Below are 22,191 nucleotides of genomic sequence, written 5' to 3'. Positions count from 1 at the left end.
CCGATCTCGTCGCGCCAGTCGGCGGCTATTACCTGCTTCGGGCCTTCGACGTCCCGCCGGTGTGGGCGCTGCTGCTGAGCGGCCTGCCGCCCGCGCTGCGCGTGCTGTACACGCTGGTCACCCGGCGACGCGTGGACGGGATCGGCCTGCTCGTCCTGATGTTCCTGGCCGTCGGCCTGGCCACCACGCTGATGACCGGCGACGCCCGGCTGATGCTCGTGCGCGGAGCCTGGTTCAGCACACTGGCGGGCGTCTGGCTGCTCGCGAGCCTGGTCGTCGGCCAGTACCCGACGACGTATCAGGCCGCCCGCGCCCTGCTGCCCGGCCGCGGCTCCCGGCTGGACTCGGCCTGGGAAGAGCGGCCGTCGTTCCGCCGGACGTGGCGGACGCTGACCGTGGTGTGGGGCGTCGGCAGTTTGGTCCACAGTGGACTGAGCATCGGGATGGCGTACACCCTGCCGGTCGACGACGTCCCCGCGCTCGACGCGGGGCTGTCGATCGCGTTTTTCGTCGGACTGCAGGTGATCACGCAGATTCTGCTGATCCACGAGGGCACGCTGCGGCAGGTAATGCGCCCGTCCACAGTGGACTACTCACCGGGCAAGGGCTAATCCGGTTCCGAAGGCGGACGCAAGCCGTCCACGAGTTTCGCGGGGTTCACCCCGAGCCCGTCGGCGAACTTGAGCAGGTTGTGCAGGTTGATGTTGCGCAGGCCGCGCTCGACCTGGCTCACGAACGTCCAGTGCACTCCAGCCGCCTCGGCCAGCTGTTCCTGATTGAGCCCAGCATTGTTCCGGCACTCGCGCACGCGCTCGCCGATAATGCGCGCGGCAGCGGAGATCGGGGGCTTGGCCATGGTCAGGTAATCACACACGTCTAGCGCCAGCAAAACCAGAGCACAAATAATCAGAGTATTTATGTCCATAGCATTGATGTCTAGTCGTTGAGCACCTTTCAGAATCGCGTCCACCGCGGGTGATTGATCGGCTACCGTGCTACCTGTAACCAATTGCCGACACCAGCGTCGAGGGGGCACAGGTGTGGGAGGACACGGCGTTCACCGTCGCGAGCGGGCAGGCCAAGGCGACCGCGCCGGACGGCTTCGTCCTGGAGCCAGATGAGGCAAAACAGCTGCTCAGCAAGCTGATCGGGGTCAAAGAGAAGCTGGCGGAGATGCGCCGGAAGGCGATCAACCTGTGCGGAATGAAAGCTCCGGCGCAGGATCCGTCGACGCTCGCCGCACATGTGGCAATGGTCGGGGACGGCACAAGCGAACTAGGCGCCTACTCCTACGGCGGAGGTCACATCGACCTTCAGATCGCCTACGTCGATGAATTCATCCAGCGCATCGCGGAAGCGCTCGGCATGACAAAATCAAACGATCGCCAGCAGACGACCCTCATTAACCGAGTCGACCCCCAGGAAACGACCGAATGAACCTCCGCACGCCAATCGTCCTGCTCAGCTCCGCAGCCCTGCTCACCGCTTGTTCGGGCACCACCGCCGGACACCCGACGCCGGTGGCGAGCAGCAGTTCATTGCCGGGCAACGAGGTACCGCCCTACGGCGGCGCCCCCAAGGTCGAGGCCCCGCTGCCCGATTCCGTGCTCTCCGGAAGCGCGTGCGACGCGCTCAGCCCCCAGCAGATCCGTCAGGACATCGGCGAAGGCGTTACCGGCAAACCCGAAGACGGAGCTCTCGGCCCTAAATGCACCTGGTCGGATCACCAGGGCGGCTCCATGCTGACGATCTTCTACACGACCAAGCAACGAGAAGGCTTGAGCATCATCTACAAGCAGGTCAAGCCGCAGATGAAGCGTTTCGACGTGCTTCCGCCCATCCAGGGCTTCCCCGCCGTCGCCTACGACCCGAAGCCAGGCCCGCGAACAGATGGGTGCCAAGTAGCGGTCGGGCTTTCCGACACTCTCGAATTCGAGGTCGGACTTGACCTCGGCTTGTCCAACAGCGGCAAAGCTGACGCCTGTGACCTCGCGGCCGAGGTCACCGGGGACGTGATTACCACGCTCAAGAAGAAGGCGGGGCGCTGAAATGGGCTGGGTGGAATCCACCAAAGCGCTGCTCGACAGGTACCAGGAGATGACGGTGCCGATCGAGGAGATCGTCCCGCAGATCCAGGCAGGTCAGCCCGGCATCTGGCATGAAGGAAGCGACATCGCCAAGGAACTGGCGCGTGATCAGGAAGCGGTCAGCCAGGACGTCTCGGCGGTTCTCGGCGGACTCGAATCCGTCTGGAGCGGCACCGCGGCGGACATGGTCTCGCAGCGGCTGCGGACGGTGCGCTCCTCGATGACCAGTGCTCAGCAGACGTTCCACGACAACAGCGGCACACACGCCTCCGCGGCGTCGATGCTCGACAATCTACGCAACCAGATGACGCCCATGTCGGCCGAACCGCTCACGAACGCGCTGAAGAGCGGGAAAAACCTGTTCGACTCCGACGTCATGACCGAGATGCGCGACCACAACGCGGCCTCGGCCAAGAATCTCCAGCTCTATCAGGACTTCACCCACCAGACCCAGGCCAACTCGGGGCAACTGAAGTACGACTACGGCAAGATCAGCGCATACGACGGCGGCGTCACGGTCCACCATTCGCCGAGCGTTCCCGGTCCGGCCCATCCGCCGGCTGGCAAGTCGGCCCCCGGCGGTCAGTGGCCAGGAGGCAGCAGCCCACGCACGACTGGACCGGCCGGTCAAGTACCCAGCGTGAGCGGGACGAGCGGCCAGACTCCCGGGGTCAACGGGGGCCGCGGACCGTACAGCGGCAACGGCAATCCGGGCAGCTACCCGCATTCGCCGAATCCGGCGGACGCGACCAGCACCTCCAGCTACCTTGAGCCGACCGGTTCCGGCCAGTCTCGGTTCGCTCCTCCTGCGATCGCCGGGTACCAGCCCGGCGCCGCCGGTCCGAATTCCGGTGGGTCTGGCCTCGGCTATCCCTCCGGCATCGGATTCGGCTCGACCGGCGGAGGAAGCGAAGGCGCGACACCACCCCGCGGCCCAGGCGGCGGTTCCCGTGCCGGCACTGGGGAATTCGGCCCACGGGGCAGTGGCAGTGCCGGGACGGGCGCCCCGCGCGCAGGTGCGGCCGGCGAGCGCGGCATGCCCGGGGCCGGGATGAGCGGCGGCGGTCGCGGCGGCAAGAAAGAAGACGACGCCGAACACAGCCGCAAGTACGTCCTGGACACTGACGACATTTTCTCCGGCGAAGAGGCGACCGTCGATCCCGCCACCGGCCTCCGGTCGACACCGCCCACTCTCGGCGCATGACCGGACTGGATCCGGTGGTACGGCTGCCGACGGCGGTGTTGTCCGTGGTGTGGGACATGCTCGACCTCGGTGAAATGCATCCGATGCTCGACGGTAAGCGACTTTGGGTGCGAGACGGCGCAGACCGCCGGCTGCATGCCGAGACCATCGAGTACCTCGCGCAACTCGGGCTGGCACGCAACGAGGCGCCAACGCCGCGCTTGCGGGCGACCTTGCAGGTGATCGCATCCGCCGAAGGCGAATACTTCGCGCACTCGCAATTCAGCACCGGGACCGATCGCGGAGCACTAGTCGCGCGGCGCGGGACGGACGCGGTGGTGGCGGCCGTACAGGACGACGTGGTCGAACTCCGGCCGACTGCCCCGAACAGGCTGGCCACCGCGCTTTTCGACACGTTTCCGCAGCTCCCCGGCGCGCCGGTGCGCTCGGTGTCGGTCGCATCCGACGAAACACCGGACCCGTTCGACGAAAGCACCAGCGCCGAGTACCTCAACGCAGTACTGGATCAGCCCCGGGAAGCGGTGCACCAGTTGTACGTCGGTTGCCGGACCGGCGGCAGGCACCTCACCGGCGGCCCGATCTTCGCCGTGGACCTGGGAACCGGCCGGGTCCTGACCTACCGGACCACCGCCGGCCGGACCGAACTCATCTCCGGCACCCCGCGCGCGATCGTCAAGATTCTGAACGACGCTTTCGAGGCGCTCTGATCAGCCCAGCACGACCGGGCAATGCGGATTCGGCGTCTCCGCCAGTTCGATCATCTTTTCCAGCCGCTCGCGAGTGCGTTCGAGCCCGGAGATGTACTCGTCGAGCCGGGCCTTCTCCGCGCGCAGCCGAACGCGCGACTCCGGCGTGCTGACGCCCGCGTGCAGGCACGGCATCAGCTCGCGGATGGTCGCGCTGGACAGCCCGGCCGCGTAAAGCTGCTGGATCAGCCCCACCCACGACACCGCGTCCTCGCCGTACCGGCGCTGCCCGCCGGACGTGCGCGTCGACTCGATCAGGCCTTGCTGCTCGTAGTAGCGCAGCGAACGCACACTGACCCCGGCGCGCTCCGCCACCTCTCCGATCCGCATCCGAGCCTCCGTGATCCGCACCACAAACCCGAGAACCTGACATTGACGTCAGGATCCAGGATAGCCGTTGTCCCCTACCGACGGCTTTCCAGGAGAACCCCATGCAGATCGCAGGCTCGACCGCGCTGGTCACCGGTGCCGGACGCGGGCTCGGCACCCACTTCGTCCGCGCCCTGCTGGAGCGCGGCGCGGCCAAGGTCTACGCCACCGCTCGCCGTCCGGTCGACCTCGACGGTGCCGTGTCGCTACCGCTGGACGTCACCGATCCCGATTCGATCGCGGCCGCGGCCGCCGCCGCCCCGGACGTCAACCTGCTGATCAACAACGCCGGAATCGCGTCCTTCACCGACCTGGCGACCGGCGACCTGGACTCGATTCGGCGCGAAATGGAGACCAATTTCTTCGGCCCGCTGCAGGTCATCCGTGCATTCGCGCCAGGGTTGAAGAATGGCGCGATGCTGAACGTCCTGTCCGCCCTGTCCTGGGCGACCTACCAGGGCTCCGCGGGATACGCCGCGTCCAAATCGGCGGCGTGGAGCATGACCAACTCGGTGCGGCTGGAGCTGCTGGCCCAGCACACACTGGTGAGCGGCCTGGTCATGGCCAGCACCGACACCGACATGATGGCGGGCTTCGACATCCCGAAAAACGACCCCGCCGACGTCGTCCGCGCCGCATTGGACGGGGTGGAGGCGGGAGAGATCGAGATCATCGCGGACGCGGACAGCGCGACAGCGAAAGCCGGGTTGTCCGCGCACCCGACGGTGCTGTACCCGGCACTGCTGGGCGACTGAGGTCGAGCGGGCAGAGATTCTGCGTGAATGAGCCGCTCAGTTGCCTGTTCCGGAGCTGGTGCCGCCGCCGTTGCCGAACCCGGGGCCGTTGTTCTGGTTGCCGCCGTTCTGGCCGTCCGGAACGCGGTGGCGCTGGCCGGGACCGCCGTCGTTGAAGCGGTGGCCGCCCTGGTGCTGGCTCATGCCGGGGTGGTGTGTCGCGGCCATGACACCGCCGACGATGCCGCCGCCCACCGCCAGTCCCAGGACCCCCACCGCGACCAGTTGCGTGGCCCGGTGGGCGACGAACCGGCGGAAGCCGCTCTGCTTCGGCGGCGGCAGCGGCATGCCCCACGGGCCGGGTTGAGCGAAGTGGCCGGGCGGATTCGGCTGCTGAGCGGCCGGGCCGGCCTGCTGACCAGTCTGTTCCGCGGCCGGAGCGGGCTGGTCCAGTTGGCTGGTCCGCTCGGCGGGCGGCACTGCCTGACCGGGCCGCGCGGCCTCCCCGGCCGCCCCCGGCTGACCAGCCGAGCCCTTCCCGGAAGAGTCCCCGACCTGGCCGAACTGCTCGGTCGGCTCCTGCCCGGCAGGCTCGCCGGGCGAGGGGTTCTTGTCGTCGTTCATCGTCGGTCCTCCGGGCTGAGCGGGCGGGAGGCGGGGTGTCCCGGCTCCCACCCCCGAGGGTGACCTTCGATGCTGTGCAGAAGCTGAATCCCAGCTGTTTAAATCCGCGCGCCGTTCACAGGTAGAACGACAGGAACAGGGTCACGACCCAGGCCGCGCCGAGCACCTGCAGCACGCGGTCCTTCAGCGCGATCTCGTCGGGCGCGCCGGCGTTGCCGCCGTCCACGTCGACCGCGTAGCGGAGCACCGCGATGACGAACGGGACCATCGACACGACCGCCCACACCGAGTTGTGCTCGGCCTGGCGGATCTCGAACGCCCACAGGCAGTAGGACATGATCAGGATCGCCGCGGAGGTCGCCCACACGAAGCGCAGGTAGCTCGCCGAGTACTTCTTCAGCGAGGACCGGATCTTGGCTCCGGTGCGCTCGAACAGCATGATCTCCGCGTACCGCTTGCCCGCCACCATGAACAGCGAGCCGAACGCCGTGACCAGCAGGAACCACTGCGACATCGCGATGCCGCCCGCGACCCCGCCGGCCACCGAGCGCATCAGGAAGCCCGAGCCGACGATCGCCAGGTCCACCACCGGCTGGTGCTTCAGGCCGAAGCAGTAGCCGAGCTGCACGGCTTCGTAGACCGCCAGCACGATCGCCAGCCGCCAGTCCGCCGCGAACGACACGGCGAGCCCGGCGAGGAAGAACACGACGGCCGAGGCGTAGGCCACCGGGACCGGAACGATGCCCGCCGCGATCGGGCGGTTGCGCTTCGTCGGGTGGGCCCGGTCGGCCTCGACGTCGACCGCGTCGTTGATCAGGTAGACCGACGAGGCGGTGAGCGAGAACGCCACGAACGCGATCAGCGCGTCAACGACCAGCTCGGTCCGGTTCGTCGCCTTGGAGAAGGCGAAGAACGGCGCCGCGAAGACGAGGACGTTCTTCACCCACTGCTTCGGCCGCGCTGTTTTGATCACCCCGAGCACGAGACCCACGGGGCTCGGGCCCGACGCCGGGGCGGCCGGAGCCGGGGATTCGGTCTTCTCGACCTTCTCGGTCTCCTCGGCCACGTCGGTCTTCTCGGCAGCCGATTCCTTCGCTTCCGCGGATTCGGCCGTACCGGACGCGTTTTCGGTTCGCTCGTCGGTCGTTTCGCTCATCGCTTCTTGGTCAGCTTCCGTCGGATCAGACCGCCGACGACGCCTCCCAGGGCGGCTCCGGCCAGAACGTCTGTCGGATAGTGAACGCCGAGCAGCAGCCTCGAGGCGAGCATCGGCGGTACCAGGGCGGGGACCAGGTTACGCCCGGTCAATCCGGAGTAGAGCACCGCCGCCGCTGTCGTCGACGTCGCGTGCGACGACGGGAAGCTCAGCTTGCTCGGCGTGCCGACCAGAACCTCCACGCTGGGATGGTCCGGACGGCGCCGCCGCACGACGCGTTTCACGGCGATCGACGCGGCGTGCGCGCCCACCACTCCGGCCGACGCGACCAGCCAGTCCTTGCGCCGGTCGCGGTCCACCGCCGCTCCGAGCAAACCCAGCGCGAACCATCCCGCGCTGTGCTCCCCGAACAGCGACATACCCCGCGCGACCTGCACTGTGCCCGGCTTCTTCAGCACCTTCTGGGTGCTGGAGAGCACGGCCAGTTCACCGCGCGGGGTGTCCTTCTCAAGCATCAATCGACCCGTCCAGCGGTGCACCGTCGGTCAGGTGCGGGGCGATCTTGTTGTCGAACATCGACAGCGCCGACCCGATCGCCATGTGCATGTCGAGGTACTTGTACGTGCCCAGCCGTCCGCCGAACAGCACGTTCTTCTCGCGTGCCTCGGTCTTCGCCAGCTCGCGGTAGCTTTCCAGCTTCTCGCGGTTCTCGGCGGTGTTGATCGGGTAGTACGGCTCGTCGTCTTCCTTCGCGAAGCGGGAGTACTCGCGGAAGATGACCGTCTTGTCCTTCGGGTAGTCCCGCTCCGGGTGGAAGTGGCGGAACTCGATGATCCGGGTGTAGGGGACCTCTTCGTCGTTGTAGTTGACGACCGAGGTGCCCTGAAAGTCACCGGTCTGCGCGACCTCGGACTCGAAGTCGACGGTGCGCCAGGTGAACCGGCCCGCCGAGTAGTCGAAGTAGCGGTCGAGCGGCCCGGTGTAGACGGTCGGGGTGCCCGCCGGGATGTGCTCGCGGACGTCGAAGTAGTCGACGTTCAGCCGGATCTCGATGTTCTCGTGCTCGGCCATCTTCTCAAGCCACGCGGTGTAGCCCTTGACCGGCAGACCCTCGTAGGTGTCGTTGAAGTACCGGTTGTCGAAGGTGTAGCGGACCGGCAGCCGGTTGATGATGTTCGTGCCGAGGTTCTTCGGGTCGTTCTCCCACTGCTTCGCGGTGTACCCGCGGATGAACGCCTCGTAGAGGGGGCGGCCGACCAGGGAGATCGCCTTTTCTTCGAGGTTCTGGGCGTCCTCGGTCCGGAACTCGGCGGCCTGCTTCGCGATGAGCTCGCGCGCCTCGTCCGGCGTGTGCGACTTGCCGAAGAACTGGTTGATCAGGCCGAGGTTCATCGGGAACGAATAGACCTGGTCGGCCACCCTGGCGAAGACCCGGTGCTGGTAGCCGGTGAACTCGGTGAAGCGGTTGACGTACTCCCACACCCGCTTGTTGGACGTGTGGAACAGGTGCGCGCCGTAGCGGTGCACCTCGATACCCGTTTCGGGCTCGACCTCGGAGTAGGCGTTGCCCCCGAGGTGGTGGCGGCGTTCGAGGACCAGGACCTTCTTGCCCAGCTCGGCCGCGGCCCGTTCGGCGATGGTCAGGCCGAAGAAACCGGACCCGACGACGACGAGGTCGTAACCGCGAAAGTCGTCTTCAGTAATCTTGGCGGAGTTCGTGTGCTCGCTCACGGGCGCTCAGGGTACGCAGTCGTGCGACCGCGGCCCGAACCGACCTCGGCATCCCGCCAGGTTTTACCCGCACTACACACGTGAGAAGCATGCCTGCACCAGACACCTTCTGGACCTATCTCGGCGCGGTCGCCAGCTACCTGGCCGTGCTGGCAGTCCCGGGCGGCCTCATCGGCCGGGCCGCGGGAGTGCGCGGGTGGGCCCTCGCCGGGCTCGCGCCGCTGCTCAGCTATGCCGTCACCGGTTTGGCTGGGCCCTGGTTGTCGACTGTCGGTCTCCCGTACAACGTCTTCACCGCCGCGGCCTGCACGCTGCTGCTGGCGGGGGTCGCGTGGGGGGTCCGGCGGCTCTGCGTCGTCCGCGGCTGGATCAAACCGGGCGTGGAGGAGCCTCCTGCCGTCTGGAGCACGCGTGCGCAGTGGTCGGTCGCCGCGTGCGTCGCGGTGGCGACGGCGCTGTCGATCGCCGTGGTGCTGTCCGCGCGCGGCGGGACGACGGCGGTCTTCCAGCGCTGGGACACCGTCTTCCACGCGAACGGCATCCGCTACATCGCCGACACCGGCGACGGCTCGCTCATCGGCATGGGCAAGATCAACTGGTATCCGAACGGATCGTTCTATCCAAACGGCTATCACCTGGTCGGCGCGCTGGTGTACCAGATCTCCGGGTCGAGCATCCCGGTCACGCTGAACGCCATCACCATGCCGGTCGCAGGCATTTTCGCGCTGTCGATGGTCGCCCTGATCCGCCAGATGGGCGGCCGTGCGGTCTTCGCGGGCTGCACCGCCCTGATCGCCGCTACTGCGACGACGGGCGCGTACGAGTCGGTGTCGAGCGGCCTGCTCCCGTACGCGCTGGGCATCGTTCTCACGCCGCTTACGGTGGTCGCGCTGCAACGCTTCCTCGTACGCCCGGGCGTCGACACTGGCCTGGTGTTCGCGTTGGCCGCGGACGGTCTGCTCACCGCGCACTCAAGCGCGTTGTTCGGCGGCGTCCTCTTCGCGGCACCGCTGGTGCTACAGCGCTGGTACCGCTCGCTTCGCGGGCTTCGGGTGGACGGTGTGCCGGAGGGGCGCAACGGGCTGCGCGTGATCGGCGGCGACATCGTGCGCACAGTGCCGGTCATGGCGGCCGCAGTCGTCTTCGCCGCGCCGCAGATCCTGGGCGCGATCAGCTTCACCTCCGGCGCGTACCCGTACCAGCCGTGGAACTCTGACCTGCCGGTCCTGTCGGCGCTGAACATGCTCGGCACGTTCCAGCAGGTGCTGCACACGCCGCAGCTCTGGCTCACCGTGCTGCTCGTGGTCGGCGTGCTGGCCTTCCGCACGCTCGACCGGATGCGCTGGCTGATGCTGTCCGCGATCGGGCTGTCCGGACTGTTCGTGCTCGTCACGTCGTACGGTGCCTCGCCGCTGGTCATCTCGATGTCGCGGCCGTGGTGGAACGACCGGTTCCGGCTGATGGCGCTGGCCGCGATCCCGCTGTGCCTGCTCGCCGGGCACGGCATGGCGGAGCTGCAGCGCTGGACCGCGCAGCGGATTCGCTCGATCGGCTGGGCGAAGACGCGGCCGAGGGTGGTCTCCCGGCTCGGGATCGCGGCGGCGGCGGTCGTCGTGGCCGTGACCGCGGTGCTGACCGGCGGTTTCTACCGCACCGCGAACGCCACCGCGGTGTCGTTCCTGTACTACAACGGGCCGGAGGGCGAGGTCACGCCGCCGGTCAGCCCGGACGAGATCGCGGCCATGGATTTCCTCGGCCGGATGCACATCCCGCCGGAGGAGAAGGTGCTGAACGACCGGCTGGACGGCACCGCGTGGATGTACGCGCTGACCGGCGTGCACCCGGTGGCGGGCCACTACGACGGCGGCGGCCCGGTCTCGCCGGACGCGACCTACCTGTCGCTGCACTTTCGCGACTACGACCTCGACGTGCGCGTGCGCGAGGCGGTCCATCGGCTGAAGGTGCACCACGTGCTGGTGGGCAGCGGTTCGATCGCCAAGGGCGCGCCGATCTCCCCCGGCCTGCGCGACCTCATGGGCAGAGATTTCCTGCGGCTGGTCTACCGCAACCCCGGCGCGCAGATCTACACGATCATCAACTGAGCCTGGTGGCCGCGACCTCCCCGGCCGCGGCCATCAGGTGTCATTCGGCCTTGAGGCCCGGCAGCACTTCTTCGACGACCTTTTCCAGCACCGATTCGTGCCCCTCGTACGGCCCGCTCGAGCGCGGCCAGTGCGCGATGACGTCGGTGAAGCCCAGCTCACCGGCCCGTTCGGTGGCCTCGCGGAACGCCGCGACGCTGCTGAGCGAGAACACCGGCGCCGCGTCGAGGCTCAGGTGCCGCTGAATGCCCGCCGGTTCGCGGTCGGCCGCTTCGAGCCGCTGGTCGAACGTGCGGACCAGTTCGGCGATGCCGGTCCACCACTCGTCGAGGGTGTCCCCGCCGCGCCCGGTGGTGACCCAGCCCGCGCCGAACCGCGCGGCCAGCGTCATGGTGCGCGGGCCGTTGGCCGCGACCAGGAACGGCAGCCGCGGGCGCTGCACCGTGCCGGGCAGGTTCCGCGCGCCGCGCGCGGAGTAGTACTCGCCGGAGAAGTCGAAGTTGTCGGTCATCAGCAGCCCGTCGAGCGCCTCGACGAACTCGGTGAAGCGGTCGACCCGCTGCCGCGCGGTCAGCTCCGGCGCGGCGAGCACCTGCGCGTCGTAGCGCGAACTGTCCACGCCGGCTCCGACGCCCAGCACGAACCGCCCGTCGGACACGTCGTCAAGGGTGATCAGCTCGCGCGCGAACGGCACTGGGTGCCGCGCGACCGGCGAGGCGACGAAGGTGCCCAGCCGGATCGTGGAGGTGACCATGGCGGCCGCGGTGAGGGTGGGCACAGCGGAGAACCACGGCCCGTCGACCAGCGATCGCCAGCCGAGATGGTCGTAGGTCCACGCGTGGTCGAAGCCGTACTCCTCGGCCGCGCGCCACTTCGGCTCGGCCGCCCACCAGCGGTCTTCAGGAAGAATTACGATGCCTGCTCGCACGAGGCCGACCGTAACGTCCGGCACTGACATTCGCTCGAACGGGCGGCGACCGGGAGAATGAGACGCGTGGAGAAACCCCGGTTGATCGCGTCCGACGTCGACGGCACCCTGCTCGGTCCCAGCGAACAAGTGACGCCGCGCACAGTGTCGGTCGTACAGCGAGTGCTGGCCGACGACGTGCCGTTCGTGCTGTGCACCGGCCGCCCGCCGCGCTGGATCGCGCCGATCGCCGGACCGCTCGGGCTGACCGGCTACGCGGTGTGCGCCAACGGAGCCGTGCTGCTCGACATCGGTACCGACTCAGTGGTCGCGGTGCACGGCGAGCTTGAGCCGAAACTGCTGCACGACCTGGCCTCCGCCCTCGACAAGGCACTGCCCGGCTGCCGGCTGGCGGCGGAACGGATCAGCACCGGATCGGTCGACCACGAGCTGCGCAATTTCGTGATCGAGCCGGAGTACCACAACCCGTGGGGCGACGAGGAGAGCCGGATCGCGCCGCGTGCCGAGGTGCTCGGCAAAACGGCGATCAAGCTGCTGGTCAGCCGCCGCGGGATGACCTCGGAGGAGATGGCCGTAGCGGTGCGCGCGGTGCTCGACGGGGCGGTGGACGTCACGTACTCGTCCTCGGGCGGGCTGATCGAACTGTCCGCACACGGCGTGACCAAGGCGACCGGTCTCGCGGACATCGCCGAACGCTTCGACGTGCCCCAGTCGTCGGTGATCGCCTTCGGCGACATGCCCAACGACGTCGAGATGCTGCAGTGGGCCGGGCACGGCGTCGCGATGGCCAACGGCCACCCAACCGTGCTGGCGGTGGCCGACGAGGTGACCGGACCGGCTGCCGAGGACGGGGTGGCGCAGGTGCTGGAACGCTGGTTCTAAGCGCGCCCCGGCCGACTGCCCCGGCGCGCGCGATGCCGTAGTACGTGAGGGGAACCCTGCGGGAATCAGAGTCAATGAGGGTTCCCCTCACGTACTTTCGCGCACTGCGCGGGGCTCACGAACGGCGGTCGAGCGCGGCGGCCTCCTCAGGTGTCGGCGCGCTGCCGCCGAGGTGCGCGGGCAGCCACCAGCGCTCGGCGTCGCTCTCCGGGGCCTCCGGGTACTCCGCCTGGGCCTTTTCCAGCAGCTCCGACATCCGGGCGCGCAGGTCCGTCGTCAGCGCTTCGCACGAGTCCTCCGGACCGGCGCGCATCGGCTCCCCGATCACCACCCAAAACGGCACGNCTCGCCGATCACCACCGAAATCGGCACGTGCCTGCGGGTGAGGTCCCTCGGACGGCCCTTCGTCCACAGCCGCTGCGTGCCCCACAGCGCCATCGGGATCACCGGCACCCCCGCCTCGGCGGCCATCCGGACCGCGCCGGTCTTGATGTCCTTCACGGTGAACGACCGGCTGATCGTGGCCTCCGGGAAGACGCCGACGACCTCGCCCGCGCGCAGCCGCGCCACTGCCTCGTCGTAGGACGCCTGCCCGGCGGCGCGGTCCACCGGGATGTGGTGCATGCCGCGCATCAGCGGGCCGGCGACCGAGTTGCTGAAGATCTCCTGCTTCGCCATGAACCGCACCAGCCGCTTCGCCGGACGGGCGCCGAGGCCGCAGTAGATGAAGTCCAGGTAGCTGACGTGCGTGCAGGCGAGCACCGCACCGCCGCGGGCGGGCACGTGTTCGGCGCCGGTCACCCGGATACGGTTGTCGAGCAGCCGGAACATCAGCCGCGCGGCGACCAGGACGGGCGGGTACACGAAGTCAGCCATGCGCCCAAGGCTACGGGACCGTAGGTTTCCCGCCGGTAGGTCGCGCGGTCGGCTCCGCCACACTTCAGGGGCAGGACACGTAGTGAAAGTCCGGGGCGCGGTCGAGTTCGCCGACGAGCCTGCTGGCGTCGTCGGAGCGCGGGTAGACCGAGATCCAGAACGGCGTCCCGGTGCGCCGGAAGGTCGCGACGCGATACCAGGCGGGCAGGTCGTCGGCACAATCCTGGCGATCGGCGTACCCCGACCGGCCGGGCACGGCGAGCGTCGACCGTTCCGAATCCAGCCCGACCACCAGCACTCGCGAACCGGCCCGGCTCGCGAGCAGCCCCGGCGACCCGGCGCTCACGGTGGATCCCGGCGGCAGGTAGCGGGCGAGCCAGTCGCCGACCTCGGCCAGCTGCGCGCCCTGTGTGCTCCAGGCCCGCACGCGCTCCAGCACTTCGGGGCTGAACACCGAGACCGCCACCGCGACCCCGGTGAGCGCCGCGGCAACCATCGGAACCGCCCGGGAGATCGCACGCGGCCTCGGCACCGGAATGAGGACTCCGCACCCGGCCACCGCGGCGACCGCCAGCAAGGGCGGCACCGGCACGAGCAGTCGCCACGACAGTCCCGGATCCTCCTCGAAAAGCAACACGATCCCGGTATGGCAGAGGGCGAGCGCCAGCAACAACCACAACGCCGACCGGGCTTCCGCCGCGCGTCCCCGGGACGCCACCAACCCCGCTACGACCGCGGCCGGGACGAGAAAACCCAAGTGCGCCAAGGCGAAGCTGCCCAGATACGGCCAATCCGGTGCGGGCGGCAGACTCGCGGCCGGCACGAAACGGTCGTAGTAGGTGACACGCCAAGCCGTCCACGGGGCCAGGAATACCAGCGCACCCAGCACAAACCCGACCGGTGCCCACCAGGTATGCCGCCCGCGCGCCGCGGCGAAAACGAGCCACCCCGCGCCGACGACCGCGAGCACAATCCCTTCCGGCCGCGTCATCACCGCACTGGCCACGAGCACGCCGGCGACCAACGGCCGGCCAGCCACCAAGGCGTACGCGACACAGAGCATGAGCAACGCGAACATCGGCAGCTCAGTGCCCGAAAGTCCATACACCGCGAGCCCGTTCGCCCCCGCGGTCAGCAACGCCGCCGCGACCCCGGCCGCGCGCCGAGGCTCAACCCCTTCCGGCAACCCGAGCGCGGCAAGGCGATTGGCGAGGAAATACGCCATCAACACGCACCCCAGCGCGGCCACGCCGCTCAACCCGACGGCCGCCGTCGGCACTTCCGCTCCGAATGCCCCGCGCGGCAAAGCGATCACCACGAGCCAGAGGAAATTCGCGTAGGTCTCGCTGCGGTCGCCCGTGTTGAATACCGGGCCGTTGCCGTCGGCGATGTTCTGCGCGTACCGGAAACTGACGTACGCGTCCTCGGTCACGGTGGCGAACAACAGCTGATGCAGCAGCGAAAACCCGAGCACGAGCAGAAGAACACCGACCCGCCACCGCCGGTCCTGCCCGATCCGCCGCCAAGCGGCGACGATCAGCGCGGCCAGCGCCAGCCATCCCCCCACGACCGCGTAAACCACGCGCCCCCAGCCTCCCGCGCCCCTCACCCGTCCGGCCGACCCCTGGCGGACCGATCCTCACCAGCTCCAGTCAAGCGCGCGGCCGCGCTTCCCGGACATCAGCCGTTCGGGTGTATATGGGGTGCAGTTAGCCTAGGGCCCGATTCCCATCCGCCACGGGGAGCAGGCGGACGCCTACGACGCGAGGAAGACTGTGCCGAGCGATCCCACATCGTTGTCCGTGGCAGCCAGCATCGCCTGCTGCCTGCTCGTGCTCGGGATTCCCGGGCTCGTCACCGGAGCCGCCGCCGGATTGCGCGGCTGGCAACTGGCCGGCCTGACCCCGCTGCTGAGCTACGCCATCGGCGGCCTCGCGGGTCCGTGGACAGCGGCGATCGGGCTGCCCTTCAACGCCTGGACCTTTGCGCTGGCCACCGTGCTCTTCGCGGTTGTCGCGTTTGGACTCCGGTGGTTCACGGTGCGCCGGTGGCCGCACGAGCCAGAGGTGCGGGCTTGGGAACCGCGGGCGAACTGGGCAGTCGGTGCCTGTGTCATCCTCGCAACCGCCATCGGGTTCTACACGGCCGTGCGCGGCATGGGTCACCTCGGCGCGATCGCGCAGGGCGGAGACGCGCCGTACGCGGCCAACGGCGTGCGCTACATCGCCGAAACCGGCGACGGCAGCCTTTTCGGCATGGGCACGGTGAACTGGTACGGCGACGGTGCACCGCCTTTCTACCCCAACGCGTATCACCTGCTCGCCTCCGTGCAGTACACGCTCAGCGGCGGTTCGATCCCGCTCACCCTGGACGTGAACACGGCGTTGCTACCGGGCTTGCTGGCGCTTTCCCTCGTGGTGCTGGTGCGGGCGTTCCGCGGTCGCGCTGTGCTGGCCGGAGCCGTCGCGCTCGCCTCGGCCGCGCCGGTGATGGGCATGTACGAGTCGATGGACCGGGGGCCGCTGTACCCGTTCCTGCTGGGCATGGCGCTCACCCCGTTGGCCGCCGTAGTGCTGCGCCGGTACCTCGACCGGGTCGCACCGGACACCGGCTTCGTGCTGCTGGTCTCGGCGGTCGGACTGCTGTGCATTCACTCGTCCACGCTGTTCGGCGCGATCCTGTTCGCCGGCCCGCTGCTGGTGCAACGCTGGATCGAGCGGTGGCGCTCGATCGGCAAGGACCTGCTGGCGCTGCTGCCGATCGCGGTGCTGGCGATGCTCGTGGCGTGGCTGCAGCTGTTCGGCGCGCTCGGGCTGGCGAACAGCTCAACGGTGCAGTATCTCGGCTGGCCCAGCGAATGGCGCGCGACGACCGCGCTCGGCGCGTTGCTCGGGTTCCAGCATTTCCAACCACAGCCGCAGATCTTCCTGTCAGTGGCGCTGCTGGCCGGTTTCATCTTCTTCCGCAGGCTTGGCGCGCTGCGTTGGATCGGCTTGACCGCACTGATCACCGGCGTGTTCTACATGGCGGTCTCGTCCTCGGACGCACCGCTGGTCATGGCGCTGGCACGGCCGTGGTGGGACGACCCGTACCGGTTCATCACGATGGCGACCGTGCCGCTGTCGTTCATCGCGGGCCACGGAATCGCGGCGCTGCACGAGTGGCTGAAGGAACGGCTGCCAGCGCGGGTGCCGCCGGCAGCGCTCGCCGCAGTGGTACTGATCGCCTTCGTGGGAGCCACGAAAGGCCTGTACACCCGGACCAACAGCGAGGTAGTCGCGAAGGGATACCACCGCCCCGATCCACGCACCCAGGAAATCACTCCCGGCGAGGAACGCGCGATGACGGAACTGGGCAAGCTCGCGAAGCCGGGTCAATGGGCGATGAACGACCGCTGGGACGGCACGCCGTGGACCTACGCGCTCAGCGGCGTCCGTACCGTCGCCGCCCACGACGACGGTACGAAACCGCCGTCGGACGCCGTGCTGCTCGCCGCGAAATTCCGCGACTACGAAACAGACCCAGCGGTCCGCGCCGCGGTACAGCGACTGAACATCCGCTGGGTGATCCTGGGCCGCCCGGCGGCCCCGCCGAAACGCGCGTACGCGGATCCGGGCTTGAACGGGCTGGCCGGGCTGCCGTTCCTGAAAGAGGTGTACCGCAACGAGGACTCGGTGATTTACCAGCTGAATCGCTGAGGGGCTGGCCGCAGTCCAGTTATTCCAGGATCAAGTACGGCCTCTTCAACACTCGGAAAATATAACTGTCAGACCCCACCTTCTCGATCAGAGTCTGGAAGTTCGCCGCACTCAGCACCGAGTACATCGTCTCCTCGAGGAGATCTTTCGCGGCGGTCAGGTACTGCTCGGCGGCATCGTCCGGTTCGGCGACCGCGGGCATCCACCTGACGACAACGCCGTACGGCGGCCCCGCGTTCACCTCCAGCACCGCGCCCGGGCTCGCTTCGGCCCACGACTCGCCATGGGCGTGCACGACAGTCGGAATCCCGGTCCGCACCAACTCGTCGCGGGCGACATTCGCCAATTCAGTCCACACCTCGACCGCTTCCGCCGACGCCTGGACGGCCGGGCCGCCCTCGCTGGACCACGTTTCCATCAACCGAAGCGGATCAGACACTCTTGGTCCCCCTCAACCGAACCGGCGCGGCCAAAATCCGGTACTCGTAGTTCATGTGCGCGGAATTATCGATGAGCACCCGGAAGCCGGCCTTGTCCAGCAAGCGGTGCACCGCGCGCTCCATCATCCTGGCTACCTCGAACACCCGGACCACCAGCGGATCGTCCACCTTCTGCGCGATCAGCTTCGCCTGGAAGCTCTCCGAATCGACGATGGGCGAATTCCAGCTGAACAGCACCCCGTAGGGATACCGGTCGGCTACGTGAATCCGCGCTCCCGGAGGGCTTTCCAGCGCAAGAGGTTCATCAGGCGCCTCCACCGACGCGGGAACCCCCATTCGCCGCAGTTCAGCGCAAGCCAGGCCCGCCAATTCGAACCACGTCGCGACCGCGTCGTCCGGAGCTCGGACTTCGACCACCTGATGCTCGTCAAGGAGGTTCTTCTTGGAGAATTGAAAAGGGTCAGTCATGTTGGTTCCTCGTCACCGCAGGCCCGCTCGGGGAAGTGGCGGCCCAGCAGTACGGCTGGACCGCCACGACACCTCGGGAGAATACCTCAACCGGCACTGTAGCGGCACCTCGACCGCCAGCGCCGAGAATTCTAATATCTGGCTACCCGGTCTTTGAGAAGAGCGAGCAACGTCTCCCAGTCTCGATCTTTCAGATAAGTTACCGCATATTCGACAATCGTGCCCGGGCTGAGCTCATTACTCAGGAGCGGGCCGCAGACATCCGCGCAGGGCGACCGCTCGGTGAACAATCTTTCAATAGTCTTGGGATCGATCTTCGCCTTGCGCAGCGTATTGATGATCACCTCTTCGGAGTGCCCGGCGGCTCCGCTGATCGCGCCGATGTACCCGTCCGGAAGGATTCCCGCCGGATCCTTGTATCCGGGAACCTTGGCAATCGCGATGTTCCTTTTCATGTCGCCCTTGAAGCGAAACCCCAGCTCCATCCGGTAGCGGAAGGCCAGGTTGGCGAGATCGTTCGGGTCCGCAGTGGCACGTGCGTACAAAACCGGCTTGATGATCAGGCAAGGAACACCGGCCGCTACGGCCCGGCCCGCCGCCGCGAAGGTGAGGCACGATCCCGCGGAGTTGCGGATGAAATTCAGCGCGAGGTCGCCCAGCTTGTTGCGGACCGTGATCCCCTGGAGGAATCCCTCCTCGGTCAGCGCGCCCAATCTGGTCGCGAGCAGGGAATCGGCCGCCACCCCGGTCAGGAGGTCCGCTCCGATGGTGATCTCAAGACCCACCCCGGCCGCTTCCGCGAAGGCTCCGGCCGAAGCACCCGCCAGCGCGCCTACCAGCGGGGCGGTGCACGTCTCGGCACAGATGATCCCCACGCCGACGGCGACTCCGGCGACGATCGCACCCGCGATCCCCCACCAGCGGTCCGTGTCCGCCTCGTCCTCGGCCTTTTCCTTCGCGTCCGAGATCGCCTTGTTGATCAGGTACGTCAGCGCCGGGTTGTACGCGCCCTTGAGGCAGTCGTTGAACGTCTGCTCGCTGTACTGCTTGAGCTGATTGCAGACCGCGACGTTCCGCTCCGACTCGCCCTTCGGGTCGTTGACCATCCGCGAAGCCCTGGCAACGCAGTCATCGTGATCCGGGCCGCTGGGAACGGCGCCGCAGGCGTTGTTGACGTCGTCGGAGAACTTCTTCTTGGCATCGGCGATTTCTTGATTCGCCTTGGCTATCGCCTTGTCGCGCGCTTCGTTCGCGGCCTTGACCGCGTCGTTCGCGTCCTTACCGGCATCGATCGCGTCCTGGTACGCCTGATGCGCCGCGGCGATGGCACTCTGCGCGTACCGCGTCGCGATGTTCGCCGAGTGCCGCGCCGAAGCCGCCGACTGCGAAGCCCGAACAGCCGCTTGCGATGCTCGCTTCGCCGCGTCAGCGGCTTGCGCGGCGGACTGATTGGCTTGCCGCGCGGACTCCTGCGCGTCACGTGCGGACTGGACAGCCTGAGTTGCCGACGCCACAGCGTCTTTGGCGTAGCCACGAGCCTGCGCTGCGTAGGCTTCCGCGTCCTTGGCCGCGTTGCGCGCGGTCGCCGCGACAGATTGCGCGGTAGCCGCGTTTTCCGCCGCCTTGGCCGCGATCGACGTAGCTTCCGAGACCAATCCGGCGACGGCGGCGTTGTGTGCGGCGGACTCCCGGTCATGCCGGGCCGCGATGTACTGGCCGTTGAGCCGGTACTGCCGCACGATGTCCGGCGAACCCGCCAGCGCGGCCTGCGCGAGCATCCGCGCTTCCGGACCGGTGTCCTGGTTCGCGATGAGCTGATTCAGCGCGATCCGGTCGTCTTTTTCCCGGACGATGTTCTGCCCGGTATCCAGGAACTTCCGGTACGCCTCAACTGTTCCGGCGTCGAGCGCCTTCTGCGCTTCGGAAACGACGACGGCGTCACCGGACGCGCGCGCCGCGGCCAGCACCTGGTCGACCTGGATCCGGAAGTCGTTGTTCTCGCCCGGGTAATCCGGAGCCGCCAGGAACTGCTTGACGTCGGCGTCGCTTCCGGCCAACGCCTTTTCCGCTGCCGTCTTCTTGGCGGGCACCGCGTCGGCGACCAGTTCCTGCAGCGTCTCCCGGTCGTCCTGCCCCGCGGCACGGGCGATCCCGGTCTGGACGAACTCGATCACCTCGCGATCGGCACCGGAAAGCGCGCCTTCGGCCGCCGATTTGGTCCACGGGCCGCCGGTCTCCAGCAGCCGCAACGCGACCTTGCGACCATCGGTCACGACTAGCGCGGGATCTGTTCCCGGCGCAGTCGCCTCAGCGAGCAGGCGGTTCGTTTCAGCGTCGCGCTGTGCCTCTTGCGCGGCGTTCCACTTGCGAGTCAGCCCGAGCTGGTCCTGGACCTCGATCGCCTGGTGCGCCGCGTCCGTAGCCTGGTCTGCCTGGACAGCGAGACGATCGGCGTCGGCCTTCCGGGCAGCGTCGTAAATACGTTTGGCCTGCGCCGCCGCGTCACTGGCGATCTTCGCGGCAGCCGTTGCCGCGTTCGCGTGGTCCGTTGCCAGCTGAGCAGCGTGCTCAGCCTCGCCCGCATGCTGCGCCGCGTCGTCCGCGGCAGCCGCGGCCAACGCCGCGTCCACCACAGCCCGGGCGGCGAGTTCGCGAGCCTGCGCCGCAGCGGCATCAGCCTCGTCCGCGAAGGCCCGAGCAGCGGCAGCCGAACGATTGGCCCGGTCGGCCTCCCGTGCCGCCTTCGCGGCCGCTGCCTCTGCCTGGCGAGCATCCGCACCGGCATGCTGCGCCCATTTGACCGCTGCCCGCGCGGACGCGGCCGACTTCTCCGCGTTCTGCCCGGCCGAACCTGCCGCGTCGACCGCTTCCCGGGCATGGCCGAGAGCCACCCGGGCCAGGTCGATCGCGTCCTGGGCCTTCTTCGCCTCGATCGACGCGGACGCCGCGTCCTTCGCTGCCTTCGACGCGTCCCCAGCCTTGCCGCGATCCACCCGCGCTGCGGCGGCCGCATTCCACGCCGCAGCCGAGGCGTTACCGGCCTTCGAGGCCGCAGCAGCCGCACGCGAAGCAGCTTGTGCGGCTACCCGCGCCGCAGCGGTAGCCGCATTGGCCGCGCCCATAGCGGCCTGCGCCGCGCTCGCTGCCCGATTCGCTGCCGTCGCCGCGCGACCAGCCGCATCCGCTGCACCGGCTGCGTTGTCCTTGGCCGCTTCAGCGGCCTTCTCCGCGAGTTCGCTCGCTTGCCGGGCCTTGTCGGCTTCTTCCAGCGCACGGGCCGCGGAGTCCTTGGCGGCCTGCGTCTTCTCCGCGGCCTGCTGCCCCGCGATCTTCGCCGAGTCCAGCAGTTGCTGGATGCTGTCGGTCTCCTGGTCCCGAGCTGCCGCGATTTCCCACTCGCGGTCGAGGAAGATCCGCAGTGCGTTCGGGGAACTGTCACCGAGAGCGGTCTGTGCGGCGGCCTGCACTTCCTTTCCGCCGACGGCCAGGATCTGGTTGACCCGCAGCCGCAGATCGACCGCCTCCGCCTTCGCCGCGGTGGTGTTCAGGAACTCGTGCAGTGCGTCTGAACTGCCGTCGTCCAAGGCGGTCTGGGCGGCCTTGCGCACCTGCGGACCGCCGGCCGCGAGGATCTGGTTGACCCTGACCCGAAGGTCGGTGGTCGACGCGGTGCCCCAGCCCGCGTCCAGGAAATTCCGCAACGCCTTGGGATCCGTGTCCGCGGCGTCGAGTGCCCGCTGAGCGGCACTCTTCACGGCGGGTCCGCCGGAAGCGAGAAGCTGGTCGACCGCGATCCGGTCGTCCAGAGTGGTCAGCCGGTCTAGATTGTCCGTCAGGAACGCGTTGACCTCGGCGTCCGATCCGGTCAACGCACGCTCTGCGGCCGCTTTCGTCTGGGATCCGGCGTCCCGCCAGATGATCAGGACCTTGCCCCGCGGGCTCAAGATCGGGCTGGCCGAGCCGGTGGCCGCGGGTGCGGCTTGCCGCGCCGGTTCGGCCGCTGCCTGCCGGACGCCGAGTTGCATGGTCAGGGCCATCACGAGGATGGCGATCAGGCTGGCGCGCCATGCCCGCCACGTTCTTCGAACCAGTTTCATGACCCTCTTCTCGAGAATGTCTTGTTTTGTCAAAAGGACATGACAAAGA

21 protein-coding genes and 1 pseudogene are annotated in these 22,191 nt (G+C 68.3%); 9 read left to right on the top strand and 13 right to left on the bottom strand.

What is annotated here, in order from left to right; genetic code table 11:
• A partial coding sequence (locus tag A4R44_RS10420; protein WP_067578799.1) for a VC0807 family protein occupies positions 1-611 on the top strand: 611 nt, incomplete at its 5' end.
• Here A4R44_RS10420 and A4R44_RS10415 read toward each other — a convergent pair.
• Entirely contained in the window at positions 608-856 is a 249-nt protein-coding gene (locus A4R44_RS10415; RefSeq protein WP_067578667.1) for a helix-turn-helix domain-containing protein, read from the bottom strand. The two genes, A4R44_RS10420 and A4R44_RS10415, sit on opposite strands and share 4 nt — an antisense overlap.
• Positions 857-1,038: 182 nt before the next feature.
• Here A4R44_RS10415 and A4R44_RS10410 point away from each other — a divergent pair, with 182 nt between their 5' ends.
• Together A4R44_RS10410 and A4R44_RS10405 are read left to right on the top strand one after the other, a co-directional pair.
• Entirely contained in the window at positions 1,039-1,437 is a 399-nt protein-coding gene (locus tag A4R44_RS10410; RefSeq protein ID WP_067578665.1) for a hypothetical protein, read from the top strand.
• Complete coding sequence (locus tag A4R44_RS10405) at positions 1,434-2,048, top strand: DUF3558 domain-containing protein (RefSeq protein ID WP_067578662.1); 615 nt, start codon at positions 1,434-1,436, stop codon at positions 2,046-2,048. The genes A4R44_RS10410 and A4R44_RS10405 overlap by 4 nt, the downstream gene beginning before the upstream one ends.
• Here the strand turns inward: A4R44_RS10405 and A4R44_RS52265 are convergent.
• Positions 2,026-2,334: a hypothetical protein gene (locus A4R44_RS52265; protein WP_369805867.1), complete on the bottom strand. Its 309-nt coding sequence runs from the start codon at positions 2,332-2,334 to the stop codon at positions 2,026-2,028. The genes A4R44_RS10405 and A4R44_RS52265 overlap by 23 nt on opposite strands.
• A gap of 393 nt (positions 2,335-2,727) precedes the next feature.
• Here A4R44_RS52265 and A4R44_RS52260 point away from each other — a divergent pair, with 393 nt between their 5' ends.
• On the top strand, positions 2,728-3,291 hold the full coding sequence (locus tag A4R44_RS52260; protein ID WP_369805866.1) for a hypothetical protein: 564 nt from the start codon (positions 2,728-2,730) through the stop codon (positions 3,289-3,291).
• The gene (locus A4R44_RS10395; RefSeq protein ID WP_067578659.1) at positions 3,288-3,998 is read left to right on the top strand and encodes an ESX secretion-associated protein EspG; all 711 of its coding nucleotides are present in this window, start codon (positions 3,288-3,290) and stop codon (positions 3,996-3,998) included. The genes A4R44_RS52260 and A4R44_RS10395 overlap by 4 nt, the downstream gene beginning before the upstream one ends.
• Here the strand turns inward: A4R44_RS10395 and A4R44_RS10390 are convergent, their stop codons facing one another.
• The gene (locus A4R44_RS10390; protein ID WP_067578657.1) at positions 3,999-4,367 is read right to left on the bottom strand and encodes a MerR family transcriptional regulator; all 369 of its coding nucleotides are present in this window, start codon (positions 4,365-4,367) and stop codon (positions 3,999-4,001) included. It lies immediately after the preceding gene.
• A 101-nt stretch (positions 4,368-4,468) separates the two neighbouring features.
• Here A4R44_RS10390 and A4R44_RS10385 point away from each other — a divergent pair, with 101 nt between their 5' ends.
• Positions 4,469-5,161: an SDR family oxidoreductase gene (locus A4R44_RS10385; RefSeq protein WP_067578655.1), complete on the top strand. Its 693-nt coding sequence runs from the start codon at positions 4,469-4,471 to the stop codon at positions 5,159-5,161.
• A gap of 36 nt (positions 5,162-5,197) precedes the next feature.
• Here the strand turns inward: A4R44_RS10385 and A4R44_RS10380 are convergent, their stop codons facing one another.
• The 4 genes from A4R44_RS10380 to glf all read right to left on the bottom strand — a co-directional run bounded on the left by A4R44_RS10380 (position 5,198) and on the right by glf (position 8,651).
• The gene (locus A4R44_RS10380; protein WP_067578652.1) at positions 5,198-5,764 is read right to left on the bottom strand and encodes a hypothetical protein; all 567 of its coding nucleotides are present in this window, start codon (positions 5,762-5,764) and stop codon (positions 5,198-5,200) included.
• 115 nt (positions 5,765-5,879) lie between these two features.
• Complete coding sequence (locus A4R44_RS10375; protein WP_067578797.1) at positions 5,880-6,830, bottom strand: decaprenyl-phosphate phosphoribosyltransferase; 951 nt, start codon at positions 6,828-6,830, stop codon at positions 5,880-5,882.
• Positions 6,831-6,916: 86 nt separating this feature from the next.
• Positions 6,917-7,435, bottom strand: a complete 519-nt coding sequence (locus A4R44_RS10370; RefSeq protein WP_067578650.1) for a phosphatase PAP2 family protein — start codon at positions 7,433-7,435, stop codon at positions 6,917-6,919.
• Positions 7,428-8,651, bottom strand: a complete 1,224-nt coding sequence (gene glf / locus A4R44_RS10365) for a UDP-galactopyranose mutase (protein WP_067578648.1) — start codon at positions 8,649-8,651, stop codon at positions 7,428-7,430. The genes A4R44_RS10370 and glf overlap by 8 nt, the downstream gene beginning before the upstream one ends.
• Before the next feature lie 89 nt (positions 8,652-8,740).
• On the opposite strand from glf, the gene A4R44_RS10360 reads away from it, so the two are divergent.
• Complete coding sequence (locus A4R44_RS10360; RefSeq protein WP_067578646.1) at positions 8,741-10,753, top strand: DUF6541 family protein; 2,013 nt, start codon at positions 8,741-8,743, stop codon at positions 10,751-10,753.
• Between the two features lie 40 nt (positions 10,754-10,793).
• Here the strand turns inward: A4R44_RS10360 and A4R44_RS10355 are convergent, their stop codons facing one another.
• A complete protein-coding gene (locus tag A4R44_RS10355; protein ID WP_067578796.1) occupies positions 10,794-11,681 on the bottom strand; it encodes an LLM class flavin-dependent oxidoreductase in 888 nt (295 codons plus the stop codon).
• Between the two features lie 57 nt (positions 11,682-11,738).
• On the opposite strand from A4R44_RS10355, the gene A4R44_RS10350 reads away from it, so the two are divergent.
• Positions 11,739-12,563, top strand: coding sequence for an HAD family hydrolase (locus A4R44_RS10350; protein ID WP_198545236.1), 825 nt, complete (start codon positions 11,739-11,741; stop codon positions 12,561-12,563).
• Between the two features lie 115 nt (positions 12,564-12,678).
• Here the strand turns inward: A4R44_RS10350 and A4R44_RS10345 are convergent.
• Positions 12,679-13,439, bottom strand: a pseudogene (locus tag A4R44_RS10345) (lysophospholipid acyltransferase family protein).
• 64 nt (positions 13,440-13,503) lie between these two features.
• Positions 13,504-15,021, bottom strand: coding sequence for a hypothetical protein (locus tag A4R44_RS10340; protein WP_067578645.1), 1,518 nt, complete (start codon positions 15,019-15,021; stop codon positions 13,504-13,506).
• Between the two features lie 220 nt (positions 15,022-15,241).
• On the opposite strand from A4R44_RS10340, the gene A4R44_RS10335 reads away from it, so the two are divergent.
• A complete protein-coding gene (locus A4R44_RS10335; RefSeq protein WP_232791561.1) occupies positions 15,242-17,137 on the top strand; it encodes a DUF6541 family protein in 1,896 nt (631 codons plus the stop codon).
• Positions 17,138-17,156: 19 nt separating this feature from the next.
• Here A4R44_RS10335 and A4R44_RS10330 read toward each other — a convergent pair whose 3' ends face one another.
• From A4R44_RS10330 to A4R44_RS10320, 3 genes are all read right to left on the bottom strand, one after another.
• Positions 17,157-17,555: a hypothetical protein gene (locus A4R44_RS10330; protein ID WP_067578639.1), complete on the bottom strand. Its 399-nt coding sequence runs from the start codon at positions 17,553-17,555 to the stop codon at positions 17,157-17,159.
• Between the two features lie 13 nt (positions 17,556-17,568).
• Positions 17,569-18,045 carry a hypothetical protein gene (locus A4R44_RS10325; RefSeq protein ID WP_067578637.1) on the bottom strand — a complete coding sequence of 159 codons (477 nt, stop codon included), beginning with the start codon at positions 18,043-18,045 and terminating at the stop codon, positions 17,569-17,571.
• Between the two features lie 131 nt (positions 18,046-18,176).
• Complete coding sequence (locus A4R44_RS10320) at positions 18,177-22,142, bottom strand: nucleic acid/nucleotide deaminase domain-containing protein (protein WP_067578635.1); 3,966 nt, start codon at positions 22,140-22,142, stop codon at positions 18,177-18,179.
• Positions 22,143-22,191: the final 49 nt, after the last annotated feature.

The sequence above is a fragment of the Amycolatopsis sp. M39 genome (assembly GCF_001651785.1).
GTDB lineage: Bacteria > Actinomycetota > Actinomycetes > Mycobacteriales > Pseudonocardiaceae > Amycolatopsis > Amycolatopsis rubida.
Note: the sequence above shows the minus strand (reverse complement) of the source record. Positions and strands in the feature narration are given on the sequence as shown.

Excerpts from the sequence above, each read along its gene's own strand:
- A4R44_RS10380 (WP_067578652.1), bottom strand. The coding sequence starts at position 5,764 with ATGAACGACGACAAGAACCCCTCGCCCGGCGAGCCTGCCGGGCAGGAG.
- A4R44_RS10415 (WP_067578667.1), bottom strand. The coding sequence starts at position 856 with ATGGCCAAGCCCCCGATCTCCGCTGCCGCGCGCATTATCGGCGAGCGC.
- A4R44_RS10370 (WP_067578650.1), bottom strand. The coding sequence starts at position 7,435 with ATGCTTGAGAAGGACACCCCGCGCGGTGAACTGGCCGTGCTCTCCAGC.
- A4R44_RS10350 (WP_198545236.1), top strand. The coding sequence starts at position 11,739 with ATGAGACGCGTGGAGAAACCCCGGTTGATCGCGTCCGACGTCGACGGC.
- A4R44_RS10390 (WP_067578657.1), bottom strand. The coding sequence starts at position 4,367 with ATGCGGATCGGAGAGGTGGCGGAGCGCGCCGGGGTCAGTGTGCGTTCG.
- A4R44_RS10320 (WP_067578635.1), bottom strand. The coding sequence starts at position 22,142 with ATGAAACTGGTTCGAAGAACGTGGCGGGCATGGCGCGCCAGCCTGATC.
- A4R44_RS10385 (WP_067578655.1), top strand. The coding sequence starts at position 4,469 with ATGCAGATCGCAGGCTCGACCGCGCTGGTCACCGGTGCCGGACGCGGG.
- A4R44_RS10330 (WP_067578639.1), bottom strand. The coding sequence starts at position 17,555 with ATGGAAACGTGGTCCAGCGAGGGCGGCCCGGCCGTCCAGGCGTCGGCG.
- A4R44_RS10405 (WP_067578662.1), top strand. The coding sequence starts at position 1,434 with ATGAACCTCCGCACGCCAATCGTCCTGCTCAGCTCCGCAGCCCTGCTC.
- A4R44_RS10325 (WP_067578637.1), bottom strand. The coding sequence starts at position 18,045 with ATGACTGACCCTTTTCAATTCTCCAAGAAGAACCTCCTTGACGAGCAT.
- A4R44_RS10395 (WP_067578659.1), top strand. The coding sequence starts at position 3,288 with ATGACCGGACTGGATCCGGTGGTACGGCTGCCGACGGCGGTGTTGTCC.
- A4R44_RS10360 (WP_067578646.1), top strand. The coding sequence starts at position 8,741 with ATGCCTGCACCAGACACCTTCTGGACCTATCTCGGCGCGGTCGCCAGC.